Below are 20,713 nucleotides of genomic sequence, written 5' to 3' on the forward strand. Positions count from 1 at the left end.
GAATCACCGCGGTCTACACCGATCAGGTGCTCTTCTTCGTGCCAGGCGTCGACAAGGGTGGCAAGATCGTTCTGCTCGGCTACAGCCAGGGCCTCACTTCAGCAGCGGAGTTGTAATGACGAACGCACCCCTCAGCGGCGCGAGCATGCGCGGCGCGGTCGACCTGAGCTCGCTCGTGCAGCGCCAGCAGGCGCCCTCCGCGGCCCCGGCCGCTGGCCCGCCGCCGGTTGCTGCTGTTCCGTCGCTCGTGGTGACGGCGAGCGATGCGACGTTCTCTGCGATCCTCGATCTGTCGAGCACGGTTCCGGTGATCGTCGAGTTCTATGCCGCTGGCATCGAGCCGGCGCTGGCCGGACTCATCGAGCAGTTCGGCGGTCGCCTCGTGCTTGCCACTGTCGATGGGCAGTCGAATCCGCAGCTCGCGCAGGCCTTCCAGGTGCAGGAGGTTCCCGCGGTCGCCGCCGTCATCGGGGGCCGACCGGTGCAGCTGTTCGTCGGCATGCCCCCGCTCGAGGACGTGCGACAGGTGCTCGACCAGGTGCTTGCCCTCGCCGCGCAGGAGGGCGTGACGGGCACGGTGAGTGTCGACGCGTCCGCTGCGACGGCGGAGCCGGCGGAGCCGGTGGAGGAGCCACTGCCACCCCTGCACCAGGAGGCGTTCGACGCCATCTCTGCGGGCGACTACGCCCTCGCCATCGCGAAGTACCAGACGGCGATCGCGCAGAACCCGCGCGACACGCTTGCCGTCGCCGGCCTCGCGCAGGTATCGCTGCTCTCGCGGCTCGACGGCACCGACGCCGCGACGCTGCGCGCCGCCGCCGCCGATGCCCCGTCCGATGTGGCGGCCCAGCTCGCCGTCGCCGATCTCGACGTCTCTGGTGGCCACCTCGAGGACGCCTTCCTCCGTCTTCTCGACCTCTTTCCCCGTCTCGACGCCGATGGCAAGAACCTCGTTCGCACGCGCCTGCTCGAGTACTTCGAGGTCGCGTGAGTCGACGACCCGCGAGTGGTGGCGGCCCGCCGTCGTCTGACCGGCCTGCTGTACTGACCGTCGGAGCCGACCCCATGCTTCCCGGACGCAGCGCTGCAACCCTCGACCTCATCGGCCGTTCGATCTCGATCGGCGCGGTTCTGATCGTGCTGGCTGGAGCGATCGTGGTTGTCGCGACGCGGCCGCCCGCACTGGGCACCGGCATCGGGGCGGCTGTCGTCGTCGCCCTCCTCGTCGTCGGCCAGGTCTACCGCAGCCGCGCGGTGCGGCGATCCCGTGACGAAGCGGCCGCGGGCTACTCCACGCTTGTCGACGTTGCCGGCTACGACTTTCGCGACGGGCGCACCGGCTCCCTCATCCGCTCGCGCGAGGATGCGCCGATGGCGAATCCAAGCGCGCGCGTGTACGACGCCGTTCGGCGCCGGTCAGACGACTAGCGCCGCAGCTTCAGCCACAGGGCGCCGAGCGGGGGGAGGGTGAGCTCTGCCGAGGCCGGGCGACCTCCGTGCGGAGTCTCGGTGGCGACGACCGCGCCGAAGTTGCCGACACCGCTGCCGCCGTACTCTGCCGCATCGGTGTTGAGCACTTCGTCCCACGTGCCGGCGAACGGCAGGCCGACGCGGTACGGCCCCACCGGGTTGCCAGAGAAGTTGAACAGCGCGGCAACGGCATTGCCGTGGTTGTCCCAGCGAAGGAACGAGAGCGCGCTGTTGCTGGCGTCGCCGCCCTCGATCCACTCGAAGCCACCCGGCTCGTTGTCTCGCGACCACAGGGCAGGCTCGTCGCGGTAGACCGCGTTGAGCCGTGACACGAGCTTCTGCAGGCCGAGGTGCGCTGGCTGCTCGAGGATCCACCAGTCGAGACTGCGGTCGGCACTCCACTCGCTCGGCTGGCCGAACTCCTGGCCCATGAACAGCAGCTGCTTGCCCGGGTGCGACCACATGAAGGCGAGGTAGGCGCGAAGGTTCGCGAGCTTCTTCCACTGGTCGCCCGGCATCTTGCCGAGCAGCGAGCCCTTGCCGTGCACGACCTCGTCGTGGCTGATCGGCAGCAGGAAGTTCTCGCTGTACTGGTAGACCATCGAGAACGTGATCTCGTTGTGGTGGTGCGAGCGGTACGTGGGGTCGTGCTGCATGTACTGCAGGGTGTCGTGCATCCAGCCCATGTTCCATTTGAGGCCGAAGCCGAGGCCGGTGCCGGCCGTCGGCTTCGTCACCCCTGGCCAGCTGGTCGACTCCTCGGCGATCATGACGATGCCGGGGTTGCGCTTGTACGCGGTCGCGTTGACCTCCTGCAGGAAACTCACTGCCTCGAGGTTCTCTCGCCCGCCGTGGATGTTGGGCTCCCACGCCCCCTCCTCGCGCGAGTAGTCGAGGTAGAGGATGCTCGCGACGGCGTCGACCCGCAGGCCGTCGATGTGGAACTCCTCCAGCCAGAACAGCGCGTTCGCGACGAGGAAGTTGCGCACCTGCGACTGCCCGAAGTCGAAGACGAGGGTGCCCCAGTCCATCTGCTCGCCGCGGCGCGGGTCGCCGTGCTCGTAGAGCGGTGCTCCGTCGAAGCGTGCCAGAGCCCACTCGTCTTTCGGAAAGTGCCCTGGCACCCAGTCCATGATGACGCCGATGCCAGCCCCGTGCAGGCGGTCGATGAGGTACTTGAGGTCGTCCGGGTGGCCGAATCGACTCGTCGGCGCGAAGTAGCCGGTGACCTGGTATCCCCAGGAACCGCCGAATGGATGCTCCGCGAGCGGCATGAACTCCACGTGCGTGAACCCCAGCTGCTGCACGTACTCGATGAGCTGGTCGGCGGCATCCCGATAGCTCAGCCCCTGGCGCCAGGAGCCGAGGTGCACCTCGTAGACGCTCATGGGGGAGTTGTGCGGGTCGCGCTCGGCACGAGCGCGCATCCAGTCGTCGTCCTGCCATTCGTGCTGCGACTGGCCGACCTTCGATGCGGTTGCGGGCGGAACCTCGGTGTATCGCGCCATCGGGTCGGCACGCTTAACCCACTCGCCTGCCTCGGTCAGCAGCTCGAACTTGTAGGCGTTGCCCGGCTCGATTGCCGGGAGGAAGAGCTCCCAGACGCCGTTGTCGTCGAGGCGGCGCATCGAGTGCTCTGCGCCGGCCCAGTTGTTGAAGTCGCCGATGACGCGAGCGGCCCTGGCGTGTGGCGCCCAGACGGAGAACGAGGTGCCGTCGACGCCCTCATGCGGTCGGTAGTGCGCGCCGAGCACGTGCCAGAGCTGCTCGTGCCGGCCCTCGCCCCAGAGGTAGAGGTCGATCTCGCCAACCGAGGGCACGAAGCGGTACGGGTCGTCTGCGATCCAGTCGGGTGCGCCGTCGTAGCTCGCGTGCAGCACATAGGAGCGACCCTCGCCGGGGTAGTAGCCCTGCCACAGACCGGAGTCGAGGTGAGCGAGGGCAACCGTCGTGCCGTCGGAGAGCACCGCAGCGACCGTCGTCGCGAGCGGGCGCACGGCCCGGATGACGAATCCAGCGTCGAGCGGGTGCTGCCCGAGCGTCGCGTGCGGCTGCGGGTGCCGCCCCTCGACGAGTGCGCGCACGTGGTCGGGGCGCAGCTCTGGCAGCGTCGTCGCCGGTGCCATCAGGCACCTGCCCCGGGGTCGGCGGCGCTCACATGCAAGATGTGCACCGGCTCGTCGAAGGCGTCCAGCCGCACGTAGTTGTCGGTGCCCCACGTGAAGCTCGCCCCGGTGATGAGGTCTGTCACCGTGAAGGGGGTGCCTGGCGTCACGCCGAACCTGCTCTCGTCGAGGTGCACCATGGTCTCACGCACGGAGTGCGGATCGACGTTCGCCACAACGATGATCGCATCGTCGGCCCCGCCGGCAACCGCACCTGGGAGGTACTTCGAGTACACGAGAATCGAGTCGTCGTCGCTCCAGTGCACGTCGAGGTTGCGCAGCTGGCGCAGGCACGGGTGGGCTGCCCTGATGAGGTTGAGCCGGGTGAGATATGGCGCGAGGGTGTCGCCGAGCTTGTCGTGTCGTGCCCACTCGCGGTTCTTGAACTCGTACTTCTCGTTGTCGATGTTCTCTTCGCTGCCGGGCCTGGCCACATTCTCCATGAGCTCGTAGCCTGCGTAGACGCCCCAGCTCGGGCTGCCGGTCGCGGCGATGGCGGCGCGCACCTTGTATGCGGCCTCTCCGCCGAACTGCAGGTACTCGGTGAGGATGTCGGGGGTGTTGACGAAGAAGTTCGGCCGGAACCATCCACTCGTCTCACGCGAGACCTCCAAGAGGTAGGTCTCGAGCTCGACCTTCGTGTTGCGCCAGGTGAAGTAGGTGTACGACTGCTGGAACCCGACCTGGGCGAGCGACTGCATCATGGCGGGTCGAGTGAACGCCTCGGCGAGAAAGACCACGTCGGGCCGCTCGGCGTTGACGATGCCGATGAGCCACTCCCAGAACTGCAGCGGCTTGGTGTGCGGGTTGTCGACGCGGAAGATGGTGACGCCTACCGAGATCCAGTAGCGAACGATGCGCAGGATCTCCTCGCGGATGCCCACCGGGTCGCGGTCGAAGTTGATCGGGTAGATGTCCTGGTACTTCTTCGGCGGGTTCTCTGCGTAGGCGATGGTGCCGTCAGGCCGCTGCGAGAACCACTCGGGGTGCTCTGTCACCCACGGATGGTCTGGCGAGCACTGCAGGGCGAGGTCAATTGCAACCTCGATGTTGTTCTTCGCCGCTACCCCGAGAAAGTACGTGAAGTCCTTGATGGTGCCGAGCTCGGGATGGATGGCATCATGGCCGCCCTCCGCCGCGCCGATCGCCCAGGGGGAGCCGGGGTCGCCGGGCCCCGCGGTGAGCGTGTTGTTCGGCCCCTTGCGGAACGCGGTTCCGATCGGATGGATGGGGGGAAGGTAGAGAACGTCGAAGCCCATCTCCGACACGGCCGGCAGCCGCTTGGCGGCGGAGCGGAATGTTCCGCTCGTCCACGTGCCGTCCTTCGCCTGCTTCGCGCCCTCGCTGCGGGGGAAGAACTCGTACCAGCTGCCGACACCGGCGCGAGCGCGCTCGACCCGAAGCGGGATCGTCTCGCTCTCGGTGGTGAGGGAGCGTGCTGTGACATCGGCGCCGACCGCGGCTGCGAGGCGTGCCTCTGGCTTGAGGCGCGTGGAGCCGACCACCGAGGCGACCTCGGTCATTCCGGCGGCTTTCAGCAGCTCGACTCCGCTCGCGAATACGAGCTCCGTGTCGATGCCAGCGGGAATCTTGATCTGCGCCGTGTGCACCCACGTCGCCCAATCGTCGCGGAGGGCGCGCACGCGCCAGGTCCAGGTGCCGACCGTGTCGATGAGAGCGAGGGTGACCCAGTGGTCGGTTCCCGCACCCTCGAGCACCATCGGGAAGATGCTGTCTACGCCGGACGGGGAGGTGAGCACGACCTCGGCGCCGAGCCGGTCGTGGCCCTCGCGGAAGATCGTCGCCTCGAACGGCACCACCTCGCCGGCATACGCCTTGGCTGGCCAGAGATCCTCCGGCTGCCGCGGCCGGAGATCCCGGATCGGGATTCGCCCGATGATCGGATGGAAGGCGTCGCGTTCGTCGAGAGTGGCCACGAGAGCGACGTTACCGCCTCCAGCTTGGGTGGAGCCTCATAGAAATCGATGGGGGACTCCGTGTCCTCCTCATGGAGGACAAGAGTGTACCCCCTGTTTTGGGACGGGAGCAAAAGGGTAGACGGCCTTGTCCGCGCAATGGGGGACAGGTACATTCTCCAGTGGGGAGAAACCAACAGTTTCGAGAGACACCTAGCAGACCTCTCGCGAGTGTTGGAAGCGAACCACCGCACGACACCACCCGTTTACACCCGAAAGCCCTCGCGGCCTCAGCCCTCCCAGTGGGATAGCTGCTGCCTGCCCGTGACTTTGGGGTGGATGAATCGGCATCCATCCGCGATGTCACGAAAGGTACCGCAATGAACAAGCTCGTCAAAGGCTCGCTCGCCGCAGCGGCAGGCATCACACTCCTCATGGGTGGCGCCGGCTCTCTCGCACTCTGGAACGACTCCGCCGACCTCGTCGGTGGCTCTGTCGCCACGGGTGAGCTCAACATCGTCTCCAACGGCGACGGCGCCTGGACCAACGACATCGCCCTCTGGGTTCCGGGTGACGCAGACACCTACACGGAGACCTTCACGATCAACGCAGCGGGTGACAACCTGAGTGCAGAGCTCGAGGCTCTCTACTCCGCTGTCGCTGTCAACGGCGTCACCGCCGACGCGACCGTCACCATCCCCGGCGAGACCGCTGTTGGCGGTGTGTTCACGCTCGACGCTGGCACGTACGTCGCCACGGTAACCGTCGACGTCAGCTTCGACGCCACTGGAACCGACGACCAGAACGCGACTGTGCCGCTCGGCGACGTCTCCGTCGTCCTCACGCAGCTCCCGTAGTGAGTTCGGTGGCCCGCCTGCGATGGCGGGGCACCGTCCCACACTGGCGTCCTCACCGGCCGTCGGCGCGCCCTTTTAAGGAGGTGACTATGCGCCCCATGTTCGAAGCACGCGGTGCACAGCGCCGCCAGCCGAAAGCCGTTATTCGCGGGATGCTCGGCACGAGCGTCGCCATCGCCGGCGCCATAGTCATCGCCGCCTCCATCTCTGCCAGCAGCTACGCGCTCTGGAACGACAGCGACGCCTCGGCCGCTGCCTCAGTTTCCTCCGGAACCGTCGGCCTCACGGCCACCGGGCCCTTCACCGCCGCATCGTGGTCGAACCTCCTGCCCGGCGAGAAGGTGCGCCAGCCCTTCACCGTCAGCAATACCGGCAGCGTTGCGCTCGACCTGTCTGGCACCGCCGTCACCGGCACCACCGATTTCGAGGTCCGTGCTGTGCGCGGTGCGTGCCCGGCAACCGACATCGCCGGCGCATCCGCGACCACGAGCGCTGTGTCGCTCGGCACCCTCGCCGCCGGCGCCTCCGCCACCGTCTGCCTCGAGGTCACCCTCGCGACCACGGCGAGCCCCGGGGCGACCTCCAACTGGGTGCTCACCGTCTCAGGAACGCAGGTGCCGTGATAATGCGCAGCCAGCTCTCACGCCGCACCCGGCTCGCTCTCGTTGCCGGGGTCACCACCCTCTTGGTGCTGCTCGGCACGACCGTCTCGTTCGCCCTCTGGTCGACGACGGCGACGATCGGGTCGACCTCCACGGCGGCCACGGTCGGCGTCAGCCACGCGCTGACGGGATCCACCCTTGCGGTCACCTACAGCGCTCAGGTGCCGACCACCGTCGCCGTCGGCGTCATCACCGTGACGAACTCCAGCTCGCGCGCTGGTACCTACTCGCTCGCCCTTTCGAGCACCTCCGCCTCCGCAACGCTGAGAAGCGCCGTCACCGTTGAGATCGGCACCGCAGCATCGTGCACGACCACCGCGTCGCTCAGCAATTCCGTGACCGGAACCTTTGCCAGCACCGTGACCAAGACGGCTGCCATTGCGGCAAACACCTCCGTGCCACTCTGCGTGCGCACCTCGATGACGACTGCGGCCATCGATGCCAACCCGTCAGCGAGCCTCGCGGCGACCGCCGCGTCATCCGTTGCCATCGGCAGCTGGGGCGCTACGGCCGCCCCCGCAATCACCTTCACCCAGTCCACTGCCGCCGCGGTGGTGGCGCAGACGCTCAACAGCTCTGCCTGGTACCAGATCAAGAACGACGACGGCGCCCGCTGCCTCGAGGGACTCAACTACGGCTCAACGTCTGGCACCGCGGTCGTAACTGACCCGTGCGGGCTGCAGACCGCGGCGTCGAGCAACCTCAACGAGTACTGGCGCTTCACGCCGACCGATAGCGGCTACTACCGAATCGTGTACCGCCAGACGCCGACGCTGGCGCTCGGCTCGGCGGGAACCACAAGCGGATCCGGTGCGGTTCTCAGCTCTGCCGCCACGACCAGCCAGCAGTGGCTTCCCGTGTACAACAGCGACGGCACGTTCACCTTCAAACTCCGCGCGCAGCCGACACTCTGCCTGCAGCATCAGGGCAACAACGGGAACAACAAGCCGGTGAGCGTCGCCACCTGCGTCACCGGTCAGCTCACGCAGCGAACGATGGTGACGATGTACAACAACGTTCAGCCTGCGGCGATCACGCTGACGTGCGATGCGCCTGGCGGCTTCAACGCCAACTACTCGTGGCCGCAGCTCACCGGCTACCAGTCCGAGGTCGTGTACCGCGTCCTGGTGAACAATGTCGTAGACAGCGTGCACACGGGGGGAACGGGGAGCGACACCACGGCGCGGTTCGACTGGCTGGCCACGACCAGTGCCTATGCTGTCGGCACCTACCCGCTCGAGGTGCAGCAGTCGGTCGCCTCCGGAGCCTGGACACAGGTCGGCACCGCGGTTCTTCGGGTCTCGGCGACCAATCCGCGACTCTCGTGCAGCTAGCGATGTCTGGGCGAGTCGCAGTAGTCGGACGGGTTGTCGGTGCCGTGGCGCTCGGTGCCATCCTCTCGATCGCCGCGGCCGACCCGGCGTTCGCCGCTGACGAGATCCAGGTCAGCGACGACGGAGTCACATACGCGAGCACTCTTCCCGCTCCGTTGCTCTCGGGGCTGCCCATGCTCGTGCCTGGCGACTCTGTCGGCGCGACGTTCTGGGTACGCAATTCCGGACCGACGCAGGCATACCTCACGGTCACGCTCGAGAACGCCACGTGGTCGAGTGCCGCGTTGGCCAGCGCCCTCTCGGTTGGCGCCAGCGCTCCCGGCAACGGCGGTCGAACGGCCGTGCTGGCCACTGCGACGACCTGCACGGTGCTGCTCGAGGGCTACGCACTCGACGCCGGCGACGACGTTGCAGTGACGATGGCACTGACGGTCGGCGACCTCGACGGGCTCGACGCCCAGAACGCGACAGCAGGACTGGATGCCGGCATCCGCCTCACCGAGACGGCCGGCCTCCCTGCTGGCGCCGCCTGCGCCACTCCGCCGACGACCGTCGTCGTTGTTCCCCGTGCGCCTGGCACCGCTCGTCCGGTCGCTGCCGCGCCGGAAGCGCCGGCTGAGGAACCAGAAGCCGACGGCGGCGGAGATGAGGCAGAGGAGCCGGTCACCCCCGGCGAGGCGCTCGCCATCGTGCTCACCAACACGCTCTCGAACTTCGACCCGACAGCCGTCGCATTTGCCGCGGCTGCTGTGCCAGCGGGTGCCGTGCTCTTTATGATCGTCGGTAGAGTGCGGCGGCGCCGTGGCGACATCACCGAGGAGACACCATGACCGGCACACGGCGCAAGCAGAGGGAGCGCGGGTTGCTCTACTACCTCGGCCTCGGCCTCAGCGCTGGGCTGCTCGCCTTCCTCGTGATGGTTGGCGTTCTCGTCGTTGCCATCCCCGCGATCTCTGGCGCAACTCCCATGACGATCCTCACCCAGTCGATGGAGCCGACCTACCCGCCCGGCACGCTCATCATCGTGCGGCAGGTCGATCCGGAGGCCATCCGCATCGGCGACCCCATCACCTACCAGCTCAAGTCGGGGGAGCCGGAGGTCGTCACGCACCGGGTGACCTCGATCACCTCGACCAACGGCGAGCTCTCGTTCATCACCAAGGGCGACAACAACGCGGAGGCCGACGCCCTGCCGGTGATCCCGGTGCAGATCCGGGGCACCGTCTGGTACAGCGTTCCGTACATCGGCTATGCGAACACACTCGTCAACGGCGACAACCGGGCCTGGATCGTTCCCGTGATCGCGGTCGGCCTATTCGGCTACGCGGGCTACTCGATCGCGAGTGGCATCGCCCAGACTGCTCGTCGCAAGCGCCGTCAGCAGGAGCGCGAGCTGCGCTCCGGCGCGGTGTCCGACACCCCGGCGACGCGCTAGTCCACCACGAGCGCTGACGTGACGAGCAGTGGGGCCGGCGCTGGTCGCCGGGTGATTTAGGGTGTATCAGTGAAGGCAATCCGTCGTTTTACCGTTCGTGCCGTGCTGCCGGCTCCACTCGCCCCGCTCGAGACTCTGGCGACCAATGTGCGCTGGTCGTGGCATGAACCGACCATGCTGCTGTTCTCCTCGATCTCGCCGGAGCTGTGGCAGTCGACGGGCCACGACCCTGTCGCCCTCCTCGGCGAGGTCTCCCCGCAGCGGCTTGACGAGCTGGCTGCCGACGAGGCGTTCGTCGCCAGGGCGGCGGCGCTCGCATCCGATCTCGACACCTATCTGACCGAGCCGCGCTGGTACCAGTCGCTCGCGGATGCGCCCGCCGCGATCGGCTACTTCTCGCCGGAGTTCGGCATCGCCGCCGCGCTGCCGCAGTACTCCGGCGGGCTCGGAATCCTCGCCGGCGACCACCTCAAGAGCGCCTCAGACCTCGGCGTGCCGATCGTCGGCGTCGGGCTGTTCTACCGCGCCGGCTATTTCCGTCAGTCGATCTCGGGCGACGGATGGCAGCAGGAGTCCTACCCGGTGCTCGACCCCGACGGCCTTCCGCTGTCGGTGCTTCGGCACGCGGATGGCACTCCGGCCCTCGTGCAGCTCGCGCTGCCAGAGGGGCGAACCCTGCATGCACGGGTGTGGCGGCTCGCTGTCGGGCGCATTCCGCTGCTGCTGCTCGACACCGACATCCCGGAGAACGACGATGAGATGCGCACGGTGACCGACCGTCTCTACGGCGGGGGCGGAGAGCACCGCCTGCTTCAGGAGCTGCTGCTCGGCATCGGCGGCGTTCGCGCCATCAAGCTGTACTCAGAGATCACGGGCTCACCTCTGCCGCTCGTGTTCCACACCAACGAGGGGCACGCCGGATTCCTCGGGCTCGAGCGCATCGCCGACCTCATCGGCGACGGACTCACGTTCGCTGAGGCTCTCGAGGTGGTTCGCGCCGGCACGGTATTCACCACCCACACCCCGGTGCCCGCGGGAATCGACCGGTTCGAGGTCGGCCTCGTCGAGCGCTACCTGACCGGCGAGCTGCTGCCGGGCGTCGAGACAGACGACGTGCTTCCGCTCGGCGTCGAGCACGACCCCGACTCCGGCATGTTCAACATGGCCTTCATGGGCCTGCGGCTCGGCCAGCGCGCCAACGGTGTCTCGAAACTGCACGGAGAGGTCTCGCGCGGCATGTTCGGCGCGCTGTGGCCGGGCTTCGAGTCGTCAGAGGTGCCCATCACCTCGGTGACGAACGGCGTGCACGCTCCCACCTGGACAGACCCGAAGCTGCTCGCGCTCGCTGCGGAGGCGCTCGGCAGTGCCGACACGACGTCCTGTGACTGGATGTCGCCATCCATCACCGACGCCGCCCTCTGGTCGGTGCGCGGCGATATGCGGGCCCAGCTCGTCGACGACGCCCGGCGCCGTGTCACGGCTGCCTGGCGGGAGCAGAACCCCGGCATCGCCGCACCGGCCTGGTACTCAGAGCTGCTCGACCCGACCGTGCTCACGATCGGCTTCGCGCGCCGGGTTCCGACCTACAAGCGGCTCACCCTCATGCTGCACGACGAGGATCGCCTTCGCGCCCTTCTCACGCATCCGGAGCGACCGGTGCAGATCGTCGTCGCCGGCAAGTCGCACCCGGCCGACGACCAGGGCAAGGAGCTCATCCAGCGCCTGGTGCGGTTCTCGCAGGGCATAGACGTTCGCGGCCGCATCGTGTTCCTACCCAACTACGACATCGGCATGGCGAAGCTGCTCTACCCCGGCACCGATGTGTGGCTCAACAACCCGCTGCGCCCGCTCGAGGCATGCGGCACGAGTGGCATGAAGGCCGCGCTGAACGGCTCACTCAACCTGTCGATCCTCGACGGCTGGTGGGCGGAGTTCTTCGACGAGGAGAACGGCTGGGCGATTCCGACCGCCGACTCCGCCGGCGACGGCGCGGAGCGCGACAAGCTCGAGGCCGACGCCATGTACGACCTCATCGAGCACCAGATCGCGCCGCGGTTCTACGAGCGCGGACACGACGGCGTTCCCACCCGGTGGGTGGAGTCGATCCGTCACACCCTCTCGACCCTGTCGCCGGCTCTGAGCGCCGACCGCATGGTTCGGGAGTATGTCGAGCGCCTCTACCTTCCGGCCGCGAGTGCGGAGCGCACCATCTCGGCCGACGACTTCGCGCCGGCACGGCAGCTCGCCGAGTGGAAGGCGCGCGTGCGCGCAGCGTGGCCGGCAGTCGAGGTGACCCACGTGGAGTCTGGCGGTGTCGACGCTGTTCCCCAGGTGGGAGACGAGCTGCACGTTCGGGCGACGGTTCAGCTCGATGGGCTCACCCCCGATGACGTGCTCGTCGAGGTGGTCTACGGCCGTGCTCGTGACGGTGACGTGCTCGAGGCTCCAGCCAGGGCGTCGCTGTCGTTCGTCCACGGCGCGTTCGAGGGCACGGTGCCGCTCGGCGTTGCGGGCAGCTTCGGCTACAACGTGCGGGTCGTGCCGCGGCATCCGCTGCTCTCGTCCTCTGCAGAGCTGGGGCTCGTCGCCGCGATGAGCTAGTCGGCTAGTCGCGCGCGATTGCCGCGACCCTGCCGCCGGTGACGGCGAGCAGGTCGGCTGGCGAGAGCTCGATGTCGAATCCACGGCGCCCGCCGCTCACGAAGATCGTGTCGAAGAGCTCTGCTGTCTCGTCGAGAACGGTCGGGTTGTGTGTCTTCTGGCCGATCGGGGAGATGCCGCCGACCACATAGCCGGTCTTGCGCTCTGCCACGCGAGGGTCGGCCATCTCTGCCTTCTTGCCTCCGACCGCGGCCGCGAGGGCCTTGAGGTCGAGCTTGCCGGTCACCGGCACGATCGCAACGGTGAGCACGCCGTCGACGTCGGCGAGCAGGGTCTTGAACACCTGCTCTGGGCTGAGTGAGGCGCCGTCGAGGCCGAGCGCGCTCGCGGCCTCCAGACCGAAGTTGGTGGTGGCCGGGTCGTGCTCGTAGGCGTGAGGAGTGAACGGGATGCCAGCCGCGGCAAGCGCGACCGTCGCCGGGGTGCCGCCGGCCACCTACGCCACCGCGAGGGTGAGCATGCCGGGTCGGTGAGCCGTCGCCTGCCGCACGGCCTCGACGAACTCGGCGTAGTCGGTGAACGACTTGTCGTTCGCGTGCCCGAGGCCGATGACCGTGGTGCGGCCCGTCGTCTCGGTGAGCTGGATCGAGCGCCGCTGGCTGTCGTACCCCGGCGGGGTCGTGCGAATGGCCGAGAGCTGCCCGACAGAGAAGACCCGGTCGTCGAACTGCAGGGTGCTCTGGCTGACGGTGATGGTGCGCGGGATCGCGCGCTCTGCCCGCAGGAGGGGAAGCGCGATGGCCGCGAGCACGAGCACCCCGCCGGCGGTCGCGATCGGCAGCGCGGGAAGCGAGGCATCGATCTCCTCGATGAGGAATCCGGTGACGACCGCGAGAACGACGACGGCGATCGCGATGCCCGCGAGGCGAAGGGCGAAGCGGGTCGACGACCGCCGGATGGCAAAGCGCCCGCCCGCAACAGTGCGGGGCATCGGCGGTGCGTCTGGCCCCGTCGGCACAAGCGGAGCCACATCGGCGATGAGCGCGTTGTAGGTTGCGGCGCTGAACCACGGCAGTACGACCTCGACCCGCTCTCGCTGCGTGTGGGCGATGAGCTTGCGAACGCTGCCGCTGGGAACGCCGTTTGTCGACTGGCGGATGACGAACGAGGAGAACGCGGTATCCGCTCGCGACCAGGTCTCCCGCACCCGGCGACCGCGGGTCAGCTCGACGTGCGTCGGCGAGGTGCGGATCGTCACTGGCGCGGTGACGAAGACGTGCACGAGCGTCCAGGCGAGGCCGATCACCGCGACCGCGACGGCCGAGGCGCCGAGAAGGTCGCTGTGCACCCGGCTGACGCCGACCTCGTGCAGCAGGAACGGGGCGGCGATGGCGAGCACGGCGGTGAGCAGGATGCCGGCGATGAGCGCGCGCACGCGGCCGCCGACCGAAGGAGAGTAGGTCACGCCTCTAGTGTGCCCGGAACAGCCGCATCGACGCGCCAGCCACGACCAGCTCGCTACCCGGCTCGTGCTCGATGACCTCACCAGAGATGTCGTCGAGGGCCGAGTCCCAGATCAGCGAGTACGAGGTGACGCCCTCGTGCACGGGAAGGGTGACGGTCACCTCCTGCTCGAGGCCGTGAACAACGAGCAGGATGCGGTTGAACTCCTCGAACTCCGGCGTCGAGGCCGCGAGGTACTGCAGCGTGCGCTCGGCGGGGGAGTCCCAGTCGTCCGAGCTCATCGAGAGCCCCTCCTTGTTGTACCAGTCCATCTGCGTCGCGCTCGGAACGGTCTCTCCCCACCTGCCGAAGTGCACGGGGCGAAGGGCGGGGTTCTCGCGACGCAGCTGCATGAGCCGCTTCGACACGGCGAGCAGCTCCTGCTGCCAGTCGGCGTGCTCCCACGGCAGCCAGGTGAGGTCGTTGTCGTGGCAGTAGGCGTTGTTGTTGCCGCGCTGGGTGCGGCCGAACTCGTCGCCGGCGGTGATCATCGGAATGCCGGCCGACAGCAGCAGCGTGCCGAGCAGGTTGCGCATGGCCTTCTCGCGGTGCAGCAGGATGTCGGCGTTGCGGGTCGGACCCTCGACCCCGTGGTTGAACGAGTGGTTGTTGTCGGTGCCGTCGCGGTTGTCCTCGCCATTGCCGAGGTTGTGCTTCTGCTCGTAGGCGGTGAGGTCGGCCATGGTGAAGCCGTCGTGGGCGGTGATGAAGTTGACGGAGGCGAGGGGCCCGCGGTCCTGCGAGAACACGTGGGCGCTGCCCGCGAGGCGTCGCGCCAGGGATCCGATTCCGTTGGGTGCTTCGCCGGTGCGTCGGGCGGTGCTGATGTCAGAGAGCCAGAAATCGCGCATCCGGTCGCGGTATCCGTCGTTCCACTCCGAGTAGCCGGCGGGAAAGTTGCCGACCTGCCAGCCGCCCATGCCCACGTCCCACGGCTCCGAGATCATCTTGACCCCCTGCAGCTGGGGGTCGTCGAGAATAGCGGTCAGCAGCGGGTGGTCTCTGCGGAACTCGACGTTCTCGTCGCGGCCAAGCGTGACCATGAGGTCGAATCGGAAGCCGTCGACCTGCACCTCGTTGGCCCAGTACCGCAGGGAGTCGAGCACCAGCTGGCGCGCGGCCGGCTCGGCGAAGTTGACGGTGTTGCCGCACCCGGTCACGTCGATGTAGTGGCCCTTCTCGTCGACGCGGTAGTAGCTCGCGTTGTCGAGCCCGCGGAACGAGTTGGTTGGGCCGGTGAGGCCCTCCTCTGCCGTGTGGTTGTACACGACGTCGAGGATCACCTCGAGCCCAGCCTCGTGCAGCGAGCGCACCATCGACTTGAACTCGCGGAGCACCGCGCCGGTTCCGCCCTTCTGGGCAGCTGCCGTCGCGTAGGCGGCGTTGGGGGTGAAGAAGTTGAGGGTGTTGTATCCCCAGTAGTTGACGAGGCCCTGGCGGGTCAGGCGCTGCTCGCTGAGCGACTGGTGCACGGGAAGCAGCTCGACGCTCGTGATCCCGAGGTCTTTGAGGTAGGCGATCGTGCTCTTGTGGGCGAGTCCGGCGTAGGTGCCCCGCAGCTTCTCCGGCACCGTCGGGCTCAGCTTGGTGAGGCCGCGCGCGTGCGCCTCGTAGAGCACGGTGTGGTCGAGGGCGATTCGCGGCTTCGTCGAGGATCCCCAGTCGAACGAGCCGTCCTGCACGTAGCTGCGCCAGTTGCCGTCGAGCGCACGGGCGAGCCCGCGGGCGTAGGGGTCGAGCAGGTCGCGGCTCGGATCGAAGCGGTGGGCGGGCCCGCTCGGACCGCTCGCACGCACCGAGTAGCGCGTTCCGGGAACGAGCTTGGCGGATGTCGCCTCCCACACCCCGTTCGCATCGCGGGTCATCGGAATGGTCTCGACGATCCACCCCGCGTCCTTCGCGTCGAAGATGCAGAGGTCGAGCTCACTCGCATTGGCCGACCACACCCGCAGGGTTCCGCTCCTGCCATCGGTGCGCACGCCGAGGTCGCGGAACGGGTCGGCGGAGGACATGCGCAAAAGCCTAGGCGCTGCGTGAGTCATGCTTGTTACATGGCCATCTACCTCGACTACGCCGCGACGGCTCCCATGCCGTCGCCCGTCGTCGATGCGTATGCCGCTGCGCTTCGGCTCGTCGGCAACCCGTCGTCGATCCACAGCCAGGGGCAGGACGCCCGGCGCGTGCTCGAAGACGCCCGCGAGCAGGTGGCAGCCTCTCTCGGCGCCGACCGGGTCGAGGTCACCTTCACCGGCGGCGGAACCGAGTCGGTCAACCTCGCCATCAAGGGCCTCTACTGGTCGCGCAATCCCGTGGGTCGAGTAGCAGCCGACGGCCGCGTATCGAGACCGAGGATCCTCGTCCCCCGCGCAGAGCACCACGCCACCATCGAGGCGGTCGAGTGGCTCGCCGCCCACGAGGCAGCGGTGGTCGACTGGGTTCCGGTCGACTCCGTCGGCCGCATCGACCTCGACTACCTTGGCGACGCGCTCGGCCCCGACGTGGCGCTCGTCACGTTGCTCATGGCCAACAACGAGATCGGAACGATCCAGCCGGTCGAGGCGGTGGCGGCGCTCGCGACGCAGCACGGCATCCCGGTTCATGTCGACGCGATCGCGGCGTACGGCTACCTCCCGATCGACTTCCATGCGCTCGGCGTTGCCGCACTGAGCGTCTCTGCCCACAAGATCGGCGGACCGGTTGGCGTCGGTGCGCTGCTGATCGCGCGCGACGCCGTGATCGAGCCGCTCGTGCATGGCGGAAGCCAGCAGCGGTCACGAAGCGGAACACAGGATGCCGCTGGCGCGGCCGCATTCGGCGCCGCCGCCTCCCTCGGCCTTCACACCGCAACGGCTCTGCGCGACCGGCTCATCGCCGGGGTGCAGGCGGCTGTGCCCAGCGCGGTGCTGCAGGGTGACCCGGTCGACCGCCTGCCCGGCAACGCCCACTTCACCTTCGCCGGCTGCGAGGGCGACTCGCTGCTCTACCTGCTCGATGCCGCCGGGTTCTCGGTGAGCACTGGCTCTGCATGCCAGGCCGGGGTGCCGGAGGCATCGCACGTGCTGCTCGCCCTCGGCCTCGACGAGCCGACGGCGCGCGGCGCCCTGCGCTTCACCCTCGGCCGCGACACGACAGAGCGCGAGGTCGACGCGCTCGTCGCTGCACTCCCTGCGGCGGTCGCCGCCGCACGGGCCGCGGGCCTCGCCGCCAGCTAGCGATTAGCCTTGGAGCTATGAAGGTCGTCGCGGCAATGAGCGGGGGAGTGGACTCCGCCGTCGCTGCCGCGCGCGCCGTCGATGCCGGCCACGAGGTGGTCGGCGTGCACCTCGCCCTCAGCCGCATGCCGGGAACGCTTCGCACCGGCTCCCGTGGCTGCTGCACCATCGAGGACTCGATGGATGCGCAGCGTGCGGCGAACATCATCGGCATCCCCTTCTACGTGTGGGACTTCTCCAGCCGCTTCAAAGACGACGTGGTCGACGACTTCATCGACGAGTACTCCGCCGGCCGCACGCCCAACCCGTGCATGCGCTGCAACGAGCGCATCAAGTTCAGCGCCCTGCTCGACAAGGCGCTCGCCCTCGGCTTCGACGCGGTGGCCACGGGCCACTACGCCTCGATCGTCGAGACGCCCGACGGCCGGGAGCTGCACCGCGCCGCCGCGTGGGCGAAAGACCAGTCCTACGTGCTCGGCGTGCTGACGGCGCAGCAGCTGGCGCACTCCATGTTCCCGCTCGGCGCTACGCCGTCGAAGGCCGAGGTGCGGGCAGAGGCGGCAGAGCGCGGCTTCAGCGTTGCGGCCAAGCCCGACAGCCACGACATCTGCTTCATTCCCGATGGCGACACCCGCGGCTGGCTGGCCGAGCGTGTCGGGGCAGAAAAGGGCGACATCCTCGATCGCACGGGCGCCGTCATCGGCAGTCACGAGGGAGCCCACGCCTTCACCGTCGGACAGCGCAAGGGCCTCGCGATCGGCTTCCCCGCCGACGACGGCAAGCCGCGCTTCGTGCTCGAGGTGCAGCCGAAGACGAATACCGTCGTCGTGGGCCCGCGAGAGGCCCTCGCCATCGCCGAGATCGCCGGAACGTCGTACACCTGGGCGGGGATGCCGCCCGCCCGCCCCGAGACCCCGTTCGACTGCGAGGTGCAGATTCGCGCGCACGCCGACCCGGTGCCCGCGGTTGCTGTGCTGCGTGGCGCAGAGCTCGTCATCACCCCCGACGAGCCGCTCGTCGGTGTCGCCCCCGGCCAGACCGCGGTCGTCTATGTCGGCACCCGCGTTCTCGGACAGTGCACGATCGCGCGCACTGTCAGCGCGGTACCAGCCGCAGCGTCCTAGGCCGGTCATAGTCTTGACGCGTGGCCGATATCGAGACTCATGACAGCCCTGCGCATGCTGAAGCGGCGCAGCTGACCACCCGCATCCTCGAGCTTCGCGACGCGTACTACGAGCGCGACGAGGTGCTCGTGGATGATGCGGAGTACGACGCCATGCTGCGTCGCCTCGAAGAGCTCGAGCGCCTGCACCCAGAGCTGCAGTCGCAGGACTCCCCGACCCAGACGGTCGGCGGTCGTGCCGACAACTCCCTCTTCACCCCGGTCGAGCACGCGGAGCGCATGCTCTCTCTCGACAACGTCTTCTCGATCGACGAGTTCGAGGCCTGGGCCATCAAGGTCGCGCGCGACTCCGGCCGTGCGGTGCACCTGCTCTGCGAGCTCAAGATCGACGGACTCGCGCTCAACCTCCGCTATGAGAACGGCCAGCTCGTGAGCGCGGCGACGCGCGGGGATGGCGTGGTGGGGGAGGATGTCACGGCCAACCTTCAGTACATCCCCTCGATTCCGCGGCAGCTCGCCGGTCAGGGGCATCCCGCGCTCGTCGAGGTGCGCGGCGAGGTGTTCATTCCCGTCGCGGCGTTCGAGCAGCTGAACGCTCTCCAGGCGAGCCTGCGCGAGAGGGTCATCGCCGACGCCCGCGACAAGGCGACGGCCCGCGGCGGCGAGTTCGACGAGCAGAAGGCGATCGACTCTGCCGCCCGCCGGTTCGCGGCATTCGCCAACCCCCGCAATGCGGCCAGTGGCGGACTCCGCCAGCAGCTCGACAAGAAGTCGGGCCTCGAGCTCGAGGCGGGGCGAGCTCGGCTCGACTCGCTGCGCATGTACGTGCACGGAATCGGGGCGTGGCAGAACCCGCCGGTGGCCAGCCAGAGCGAGACCTATGCCCTGCTCGCCGAGTGGGGGCTGCCAACGAGCCCGCACTTCCGCGTGGTCGACGAGGTCGAGGGCGCCGTCGGATTCATCGAGCACTGGGGCGAGAACCGCCACTCGATCGAGCACGAGATCGACGGCATCGTGATCAAGGTCGACGAGCTCGCCCTGCACGAGGAGCTCGGGGCGACGAGCCGGGCTCCGCGCTGGGCTATCGCCTACAAGTACCCACCAGAGCAGGTCAACACCAAGCTGCTCGACATCGTCGTGTCGGTCGGGCGCACGGGTCGGGCAACGCCTTTCGCCGTGATGGAGCCGGCACTGGTCTCCGGCTCGGTAGTGCGCCAGGCGACGCTGCACAACCAGGATGTCGCCAAGGTCAAGGGCGTGCTGATCGGCGACACGATCGTGCTGCGCAAAGCGGGCGACGTCATTCCTGAGGTGCTCGGACCCGTCGTCGAGCTGCGCGACGGCACAGAGCGCGAGTTCGTGATGCCCGCGAACTGCCCGGAGTGCGGCACGCCTCTCGCACCGGCAAAGGAGGGCGATGTCGACTTGCGCTGCCCCAATGCGAAGTCCTGCCCCGCGCAGGTGCGCGGCCGGGTCGAGCACGTCGGATCCCGTGGCGCGCTCGACATCGAGGTGCTCGGTGAGGTCACGGCTGCGGCGCTGACCCAGCCGCGGCATCCGGTTGTTCCTCCCCTCGTCACCGAGGCCGGGCTGTTCGGTCTCACCGTCGACGACCTGCTGCCCATCGAGGTCGAGGTGCGCGACAAGGAGACGGGGCTTGGAACCGGCAGGATCGAGTCGCCGTTCCGGCGCAAGCGCAAGCCGAGCGACCCGCAGGGCGACGGCGAGTTCGTGCCGTCGACCAACGCGACCAAGCTCATCGCCGAGCTCGAGAAGGCCAAGACCAAGCCGCTCTGGCGCATCCTCGTGTCGCTCAGCATCCGCCACGTCGGCCCCGTCGCGGCCCGCGCCCTCGCCGACTACTTCGGGTCGCTCGACGCGATCCGCGCAGCGAGCCGAGAGGAGCTTGCCGCCGTCGACGGTGTCGGCGGCATCATCGCCGACGCGCTCATCGACTGGTTCGAGGTCGACTGGCACCGCGAGATCATCGAGCGCTGGGCGGCCGACGGCGTGCAGCTCTCGACGCCGGGCCATCCCGGCCCAGGGGCGGCCGGTGACGCGACCGGACCCCTCGCCGGGCTGACCGTCGTCGCCACCGGCTCGATCGAGGGCTTCTCTCGCGAGGGTGCCCAGGAGGCCATCATTGCCGCTGGCGGCAAGGCCGCATCGAGCGTCAGCAAGAAGACCGATTTTGTTGTGGCCGGCCCCGGTGCCGGCTCCAAACTGGGCAAGGCAGAGCAGCTCGGACTCCGCATTCTCGATGCGGAGCAGTTCGTGATCCTCCTTGCCGAAGGGCCAGCCGGTCTCGACGCCTGACGGCCCTCACAGGTTGCGTGTTCGTTTCGCGCATGAAAACAATCTGTTCACCCCCACTCCGGGGGCATGTTGTCCCCTATTCTGGGTGTGCGCGGGCAGGGACTTTCGGGAGGCCCTGA

The 20,713-nt window shown here is 68.3% G+C and carries 16 protein-coding genes; 11 read left to right on the forward strand and 5 right to left on the reverse strand.

Annotated elements, in window-relative coordinates:
• Positions 1-115 precede the first annotated feature (115 nt).
• Both AC14A7_RS10465 and AC14A7_RS10470 read left to right on the forward strand, forming a co-directional pair.
• On the forward strand, positions 116-991 hold the full coding sequence (locus AC14A7_RS10465) for a tetratricopeptide repeat protein (RefSeq protein WP_484008763.1): 876 nt from the start codon (positions 116-118) through the stop codon (positions 989-991).
• Positions 992-1,065: 74 nt separating this feature from the next.
• Positions 1,066-1,428, forward strand: a complete 363-nt coding sequence (locus AC14A7_RS10470) for a hypothetical protein (protein ID WP_484008765.1) — start codon at positions 1,066-1,068, stop codon at positions 1,426-1,428.
• Here the strand turns inward: AC14A7_RS10470 and glgB are convergent.
• Both glgB and AC14A7_RS10480 read right to left on the reverse strand, forming a co-directional pair.
• Positions 1,425-3,596: a 1,4-alpha-glucan branching protein GlgB gene (glgB, locus tag AC14A7_RS10475; protein ID WP_484008767.1), complete on the reverse strand. Its 2,172-nt coding sequence runs from the start codon at positions 3,594-3,596 to the stop codon at positions 1,425-1,427. The two genes, AC14A7_RS10470 and glgB, sit on opposite strands and share 4 nt — an antisense overlap.
• Positions 3,596-5,572, reverse strand: a complete 1,977-nt coding sequence (locus tag AC14A7_RS10480) for an alpha-1,4-glucan--maltose-1-phosphate maltosyltransferase (protein WP_484008769.1) — start codon at positions 5,570-5,572, stop codon at positions 3,596-3,598. Before AC14A7_RS10480 ends, glgB begins: the two co-directional genes overlap by 1 nt.
• A 359-nt stretch (positions 5,573-5,931) precedes the next feature.
• Here AC14A7_RS10480 and AC14A7_RS10485 point away from each other — a divergent pair, with 359 nt between their 5' ends.
• The 6 genes from AC14A7_RS10485 to glgP all read left to right on the forward strand — a co-directional run bounded on the left by AC14A7_RS10485 (position 5,932) and on the right by glgP (position 12,440).
• The gene (locus tag AC14A7_RS10485; protein WP_484008771.1) at positions 5,932-6,408 is read left to right on the forward strand and encodes an alternate-type signal peptide domain-containing protein; all 477 of its coding nucleotides are present in this window, start codon (positions 5,932-5,934) and stop codon (positions 6,406-6,408) included.
• 98 nt (positions 6,409-6,506) lie between these two features.
• The gene (locus tag AC14A7_RS10490; RefSeq protein WP_484008772.1) at positions 6,507-7,031 is read left to right on the forward strand and encodes a TasA family protein; all 525 of its coding nucleotides are present in this window, start codon (positions 6,507-6,509) and stop codon (positions 7,029-7,031) included.
• A gap of 2 nt (positions 7,032-7,033) precedes the next feature.
• A complete protein-coding gene (locus AC14A7_RS10495) occupies positions 7,034-8,404 on the forward strand; it encodes an RICIN domain-containing protein (RefSeq protein WP_484008774.1) in 1,371 nt (456 codons plus the stop codon).
• A 2-nt stretch (positions 8,405-8,406) separates the two neighbouring features.
• Positions 8,407-9,234, forward strand: coding sequence for a hypothetical protein (locus AC14A7_RS10500; protein WP_484008776.1), 828 nt, complete (start codon positions 8,407-8,409; stop codon positions 9,232-9,234).
• Positions 9,231-9,839 carry a signal peptidase I gene (locus AC14A7_RS10505; RefSeq protein WP_484008778.1) on the forward strand — a complete coding sequence of 203 codons (609 nt, stop codon included), beginning with the start codon at positions 9,231-9,233 and terminating at the stop codon, positions 9,837-9,839. Before AC14A7_RS10500 ends, AC14A7_RS10505 begins: the two co-directional genes overlap by 4 nt.
• Before the next feature lie 69 nt (positions 9,840-9,908).
• On the forward strand, positions 9,909-12,440 hold the full coding sequence (glgP, locus tag AC14A7_RS10510) for an alpha-glucan family phosphorylase (protein ID WP_484008780.1): 2,532 nt from the start codon (positions 9,909-9,911) through the stop codon (positions 12,438-12,440).
• 4 nt (positions 12,441-12,444) lie between these two features.
• On the opposite strand, the gene ybaK is transcribed toward glgP, so the two are convergent.
• The 3 genes from ybaK to glgX are packed head-to-tail and all read right to left on the reverse strand — an operon-like array spanning position 12,445 to position 15,955.
• Entirely contained in the window at positions 12,445-12,936 is a 492-nt protein-coding gene (ybaK, locus tag AC14A7_RS10515) for a Cys-tRNA(Pro) deacylase (protein ID WP_484008782.1), read from the reverse strand.
• Positions 12,937-13,905, reverse strand: coding sequence for a hypothetical protein (locus AC14A7_RS10520; protein WP_484008784.1), 969 nt, complete (start codon positions 13,903-13,905; stop codon positions 12,937-12,939). It lies immediately after the preceding gene.
• A 4-nt stretch (positions 13,906-13,909) separates the two neighbouring features.
• Entirely contained in the window at positions 13,910-15,955 is a 2,046-nt protein-coding gene (gene glgX / locus AC14A7_RS10525) for a glycogen debranching protein GlgX (protein WP_484008786.1), read from the reverse strand.
• 39 nt (positions 15,956-15,994) lie between these two features.
• On the opposite strand from glgX, the gene AC14A7_RS10530 reads away from it, so the two are divergent.
• The 3 genes from AC14A7_RS10530 to ligA are packed head-to-tail and all read left to right on the forward strand — an operon-like array spanning position 15,995 to position 20,594.
• Positions 15,995-17,155, forward strand: coding sequence for a cysteine desulfurase family protein (locus AC14A7_RS10530; protein ID WP_484008788.1), 1,161 nt, complete (start codon positions 15,995-15,997; stop codon positions 17,153-17,155).
• Positions 17,156-17,172: 17 nt separating this feature from the next.
• Positions 17,173-18,279 (forward strand): tRNA 2-thiouridine(34) synthase MnmA, encoded by a 1,107-nt coding sequence (gene mnmA / locus AC14A7_RS10535; protein WP_484008790.1) that lies wholly within the window; start codon positions 17,173-17,175, stop codon positions 18,277-18,279.
• Between the two features lie 20 nt (positions 18,280-18,299).
• Complete coding sequence (ligA, locus tag AC14A7_RS10540) at positions 18,300-20,594, forward strand: NAD-dependent DNA ligase LigA (protein WP_484008792.1); 2,295 nt, start codon at positions 18,300-18,302, stop codon at positions 20,592-20,594.
• Positions 20,595-20,713: the final 119 nt, after the last annotated feature.

Source organism: Conyzicola sp., from assembly GCF_057073975.1.

What these genes read in the sequence shown, in the direction of transcription:
- AC14A7_RS10530 (WP_484008788.1), top strand. Translation starts at nt 15,995, where the DNA reads ATGGCCATCTACCTCGACTACGCCGCGACGGCTCCCATGCCGTCGCCC.
- glgB (WP_484008767.1), bottom strand. Translation starts at nt 3,596, where the DNA reads ATGGCACCGGCGACGACGCTGCCAGAGCTGCGCCCCGACCACGTGCGC.
- AC14A7_RS10465 (WP_484008763.1), top strand. Translation starts at nt 116, where the DNA reads ATGACGAACGCACCCCTCAGCGGCGCGAGCATGCGCGGCGCGGTCGAC.
- AC14A7_RS10470 (WP_484008765.1), top strand. Translation starts at nt 1,066, where the DNA reads ATGCTTCCCGGACGCAGCGCTGCAACCCTCGACCTCATCGGCCGTTCG.
- glgX (WP_484008786.1), bottom strand. Translation starts at nt 15,955, where the DNA reads ATGTCCTCCGCCGACCCGTTCCGCGACCTCGGCGTGCGCACCGATGGC.
- AC14A7_RS10495 (WP_484008774.1), top strand. Translation starts at nt 7,034, where the DNA reads ATGCGCAGCCAGCTCTCACGCCGCACCCGGCTCGCTCTCGTTGCCGGG.
- AC14A7_RS10505 (WP_484008778.1), top strand. Translation starts at nt 9,231, where the DNA reads ATGACCGGCACACGGCGCAAGCAGAGGGAGCGCGGGTTGCTCTACTAC.
- AC14A7_RS10490 (WP_484008772.1), top strand. Translation starts at nt 6,507, where the DNA reads ATGTTCGAAGCACGCGGTGCACAGCGCCGCCAGCCGAAAGCCGTTATT.
- AC14A7_RS10485 (WP_484008771.1), top strand. Translation starts at nt 5,932, where the DNA reads ATGAACAAGCTCGTCAAAGGCTCGCTCGCCGCAGCGGCAGGCATCACA.
- mnmA (WP_484008790.1), top strand. Translation starts at nt 17,173, where the DNA reads ATGAAGGTCGTCGCGGCAATGAGCGGGGGAGTGGACTCCGCCGTCGCT.
- AC14A7_RS10500 (WP_484008776.1), top strand. Translation starts at nt 8,407, where the DNA reads ATGTCTGGGCGAGTCGCAGTAGTCGGACGGGTTGTCGGTGCCGTGGCG.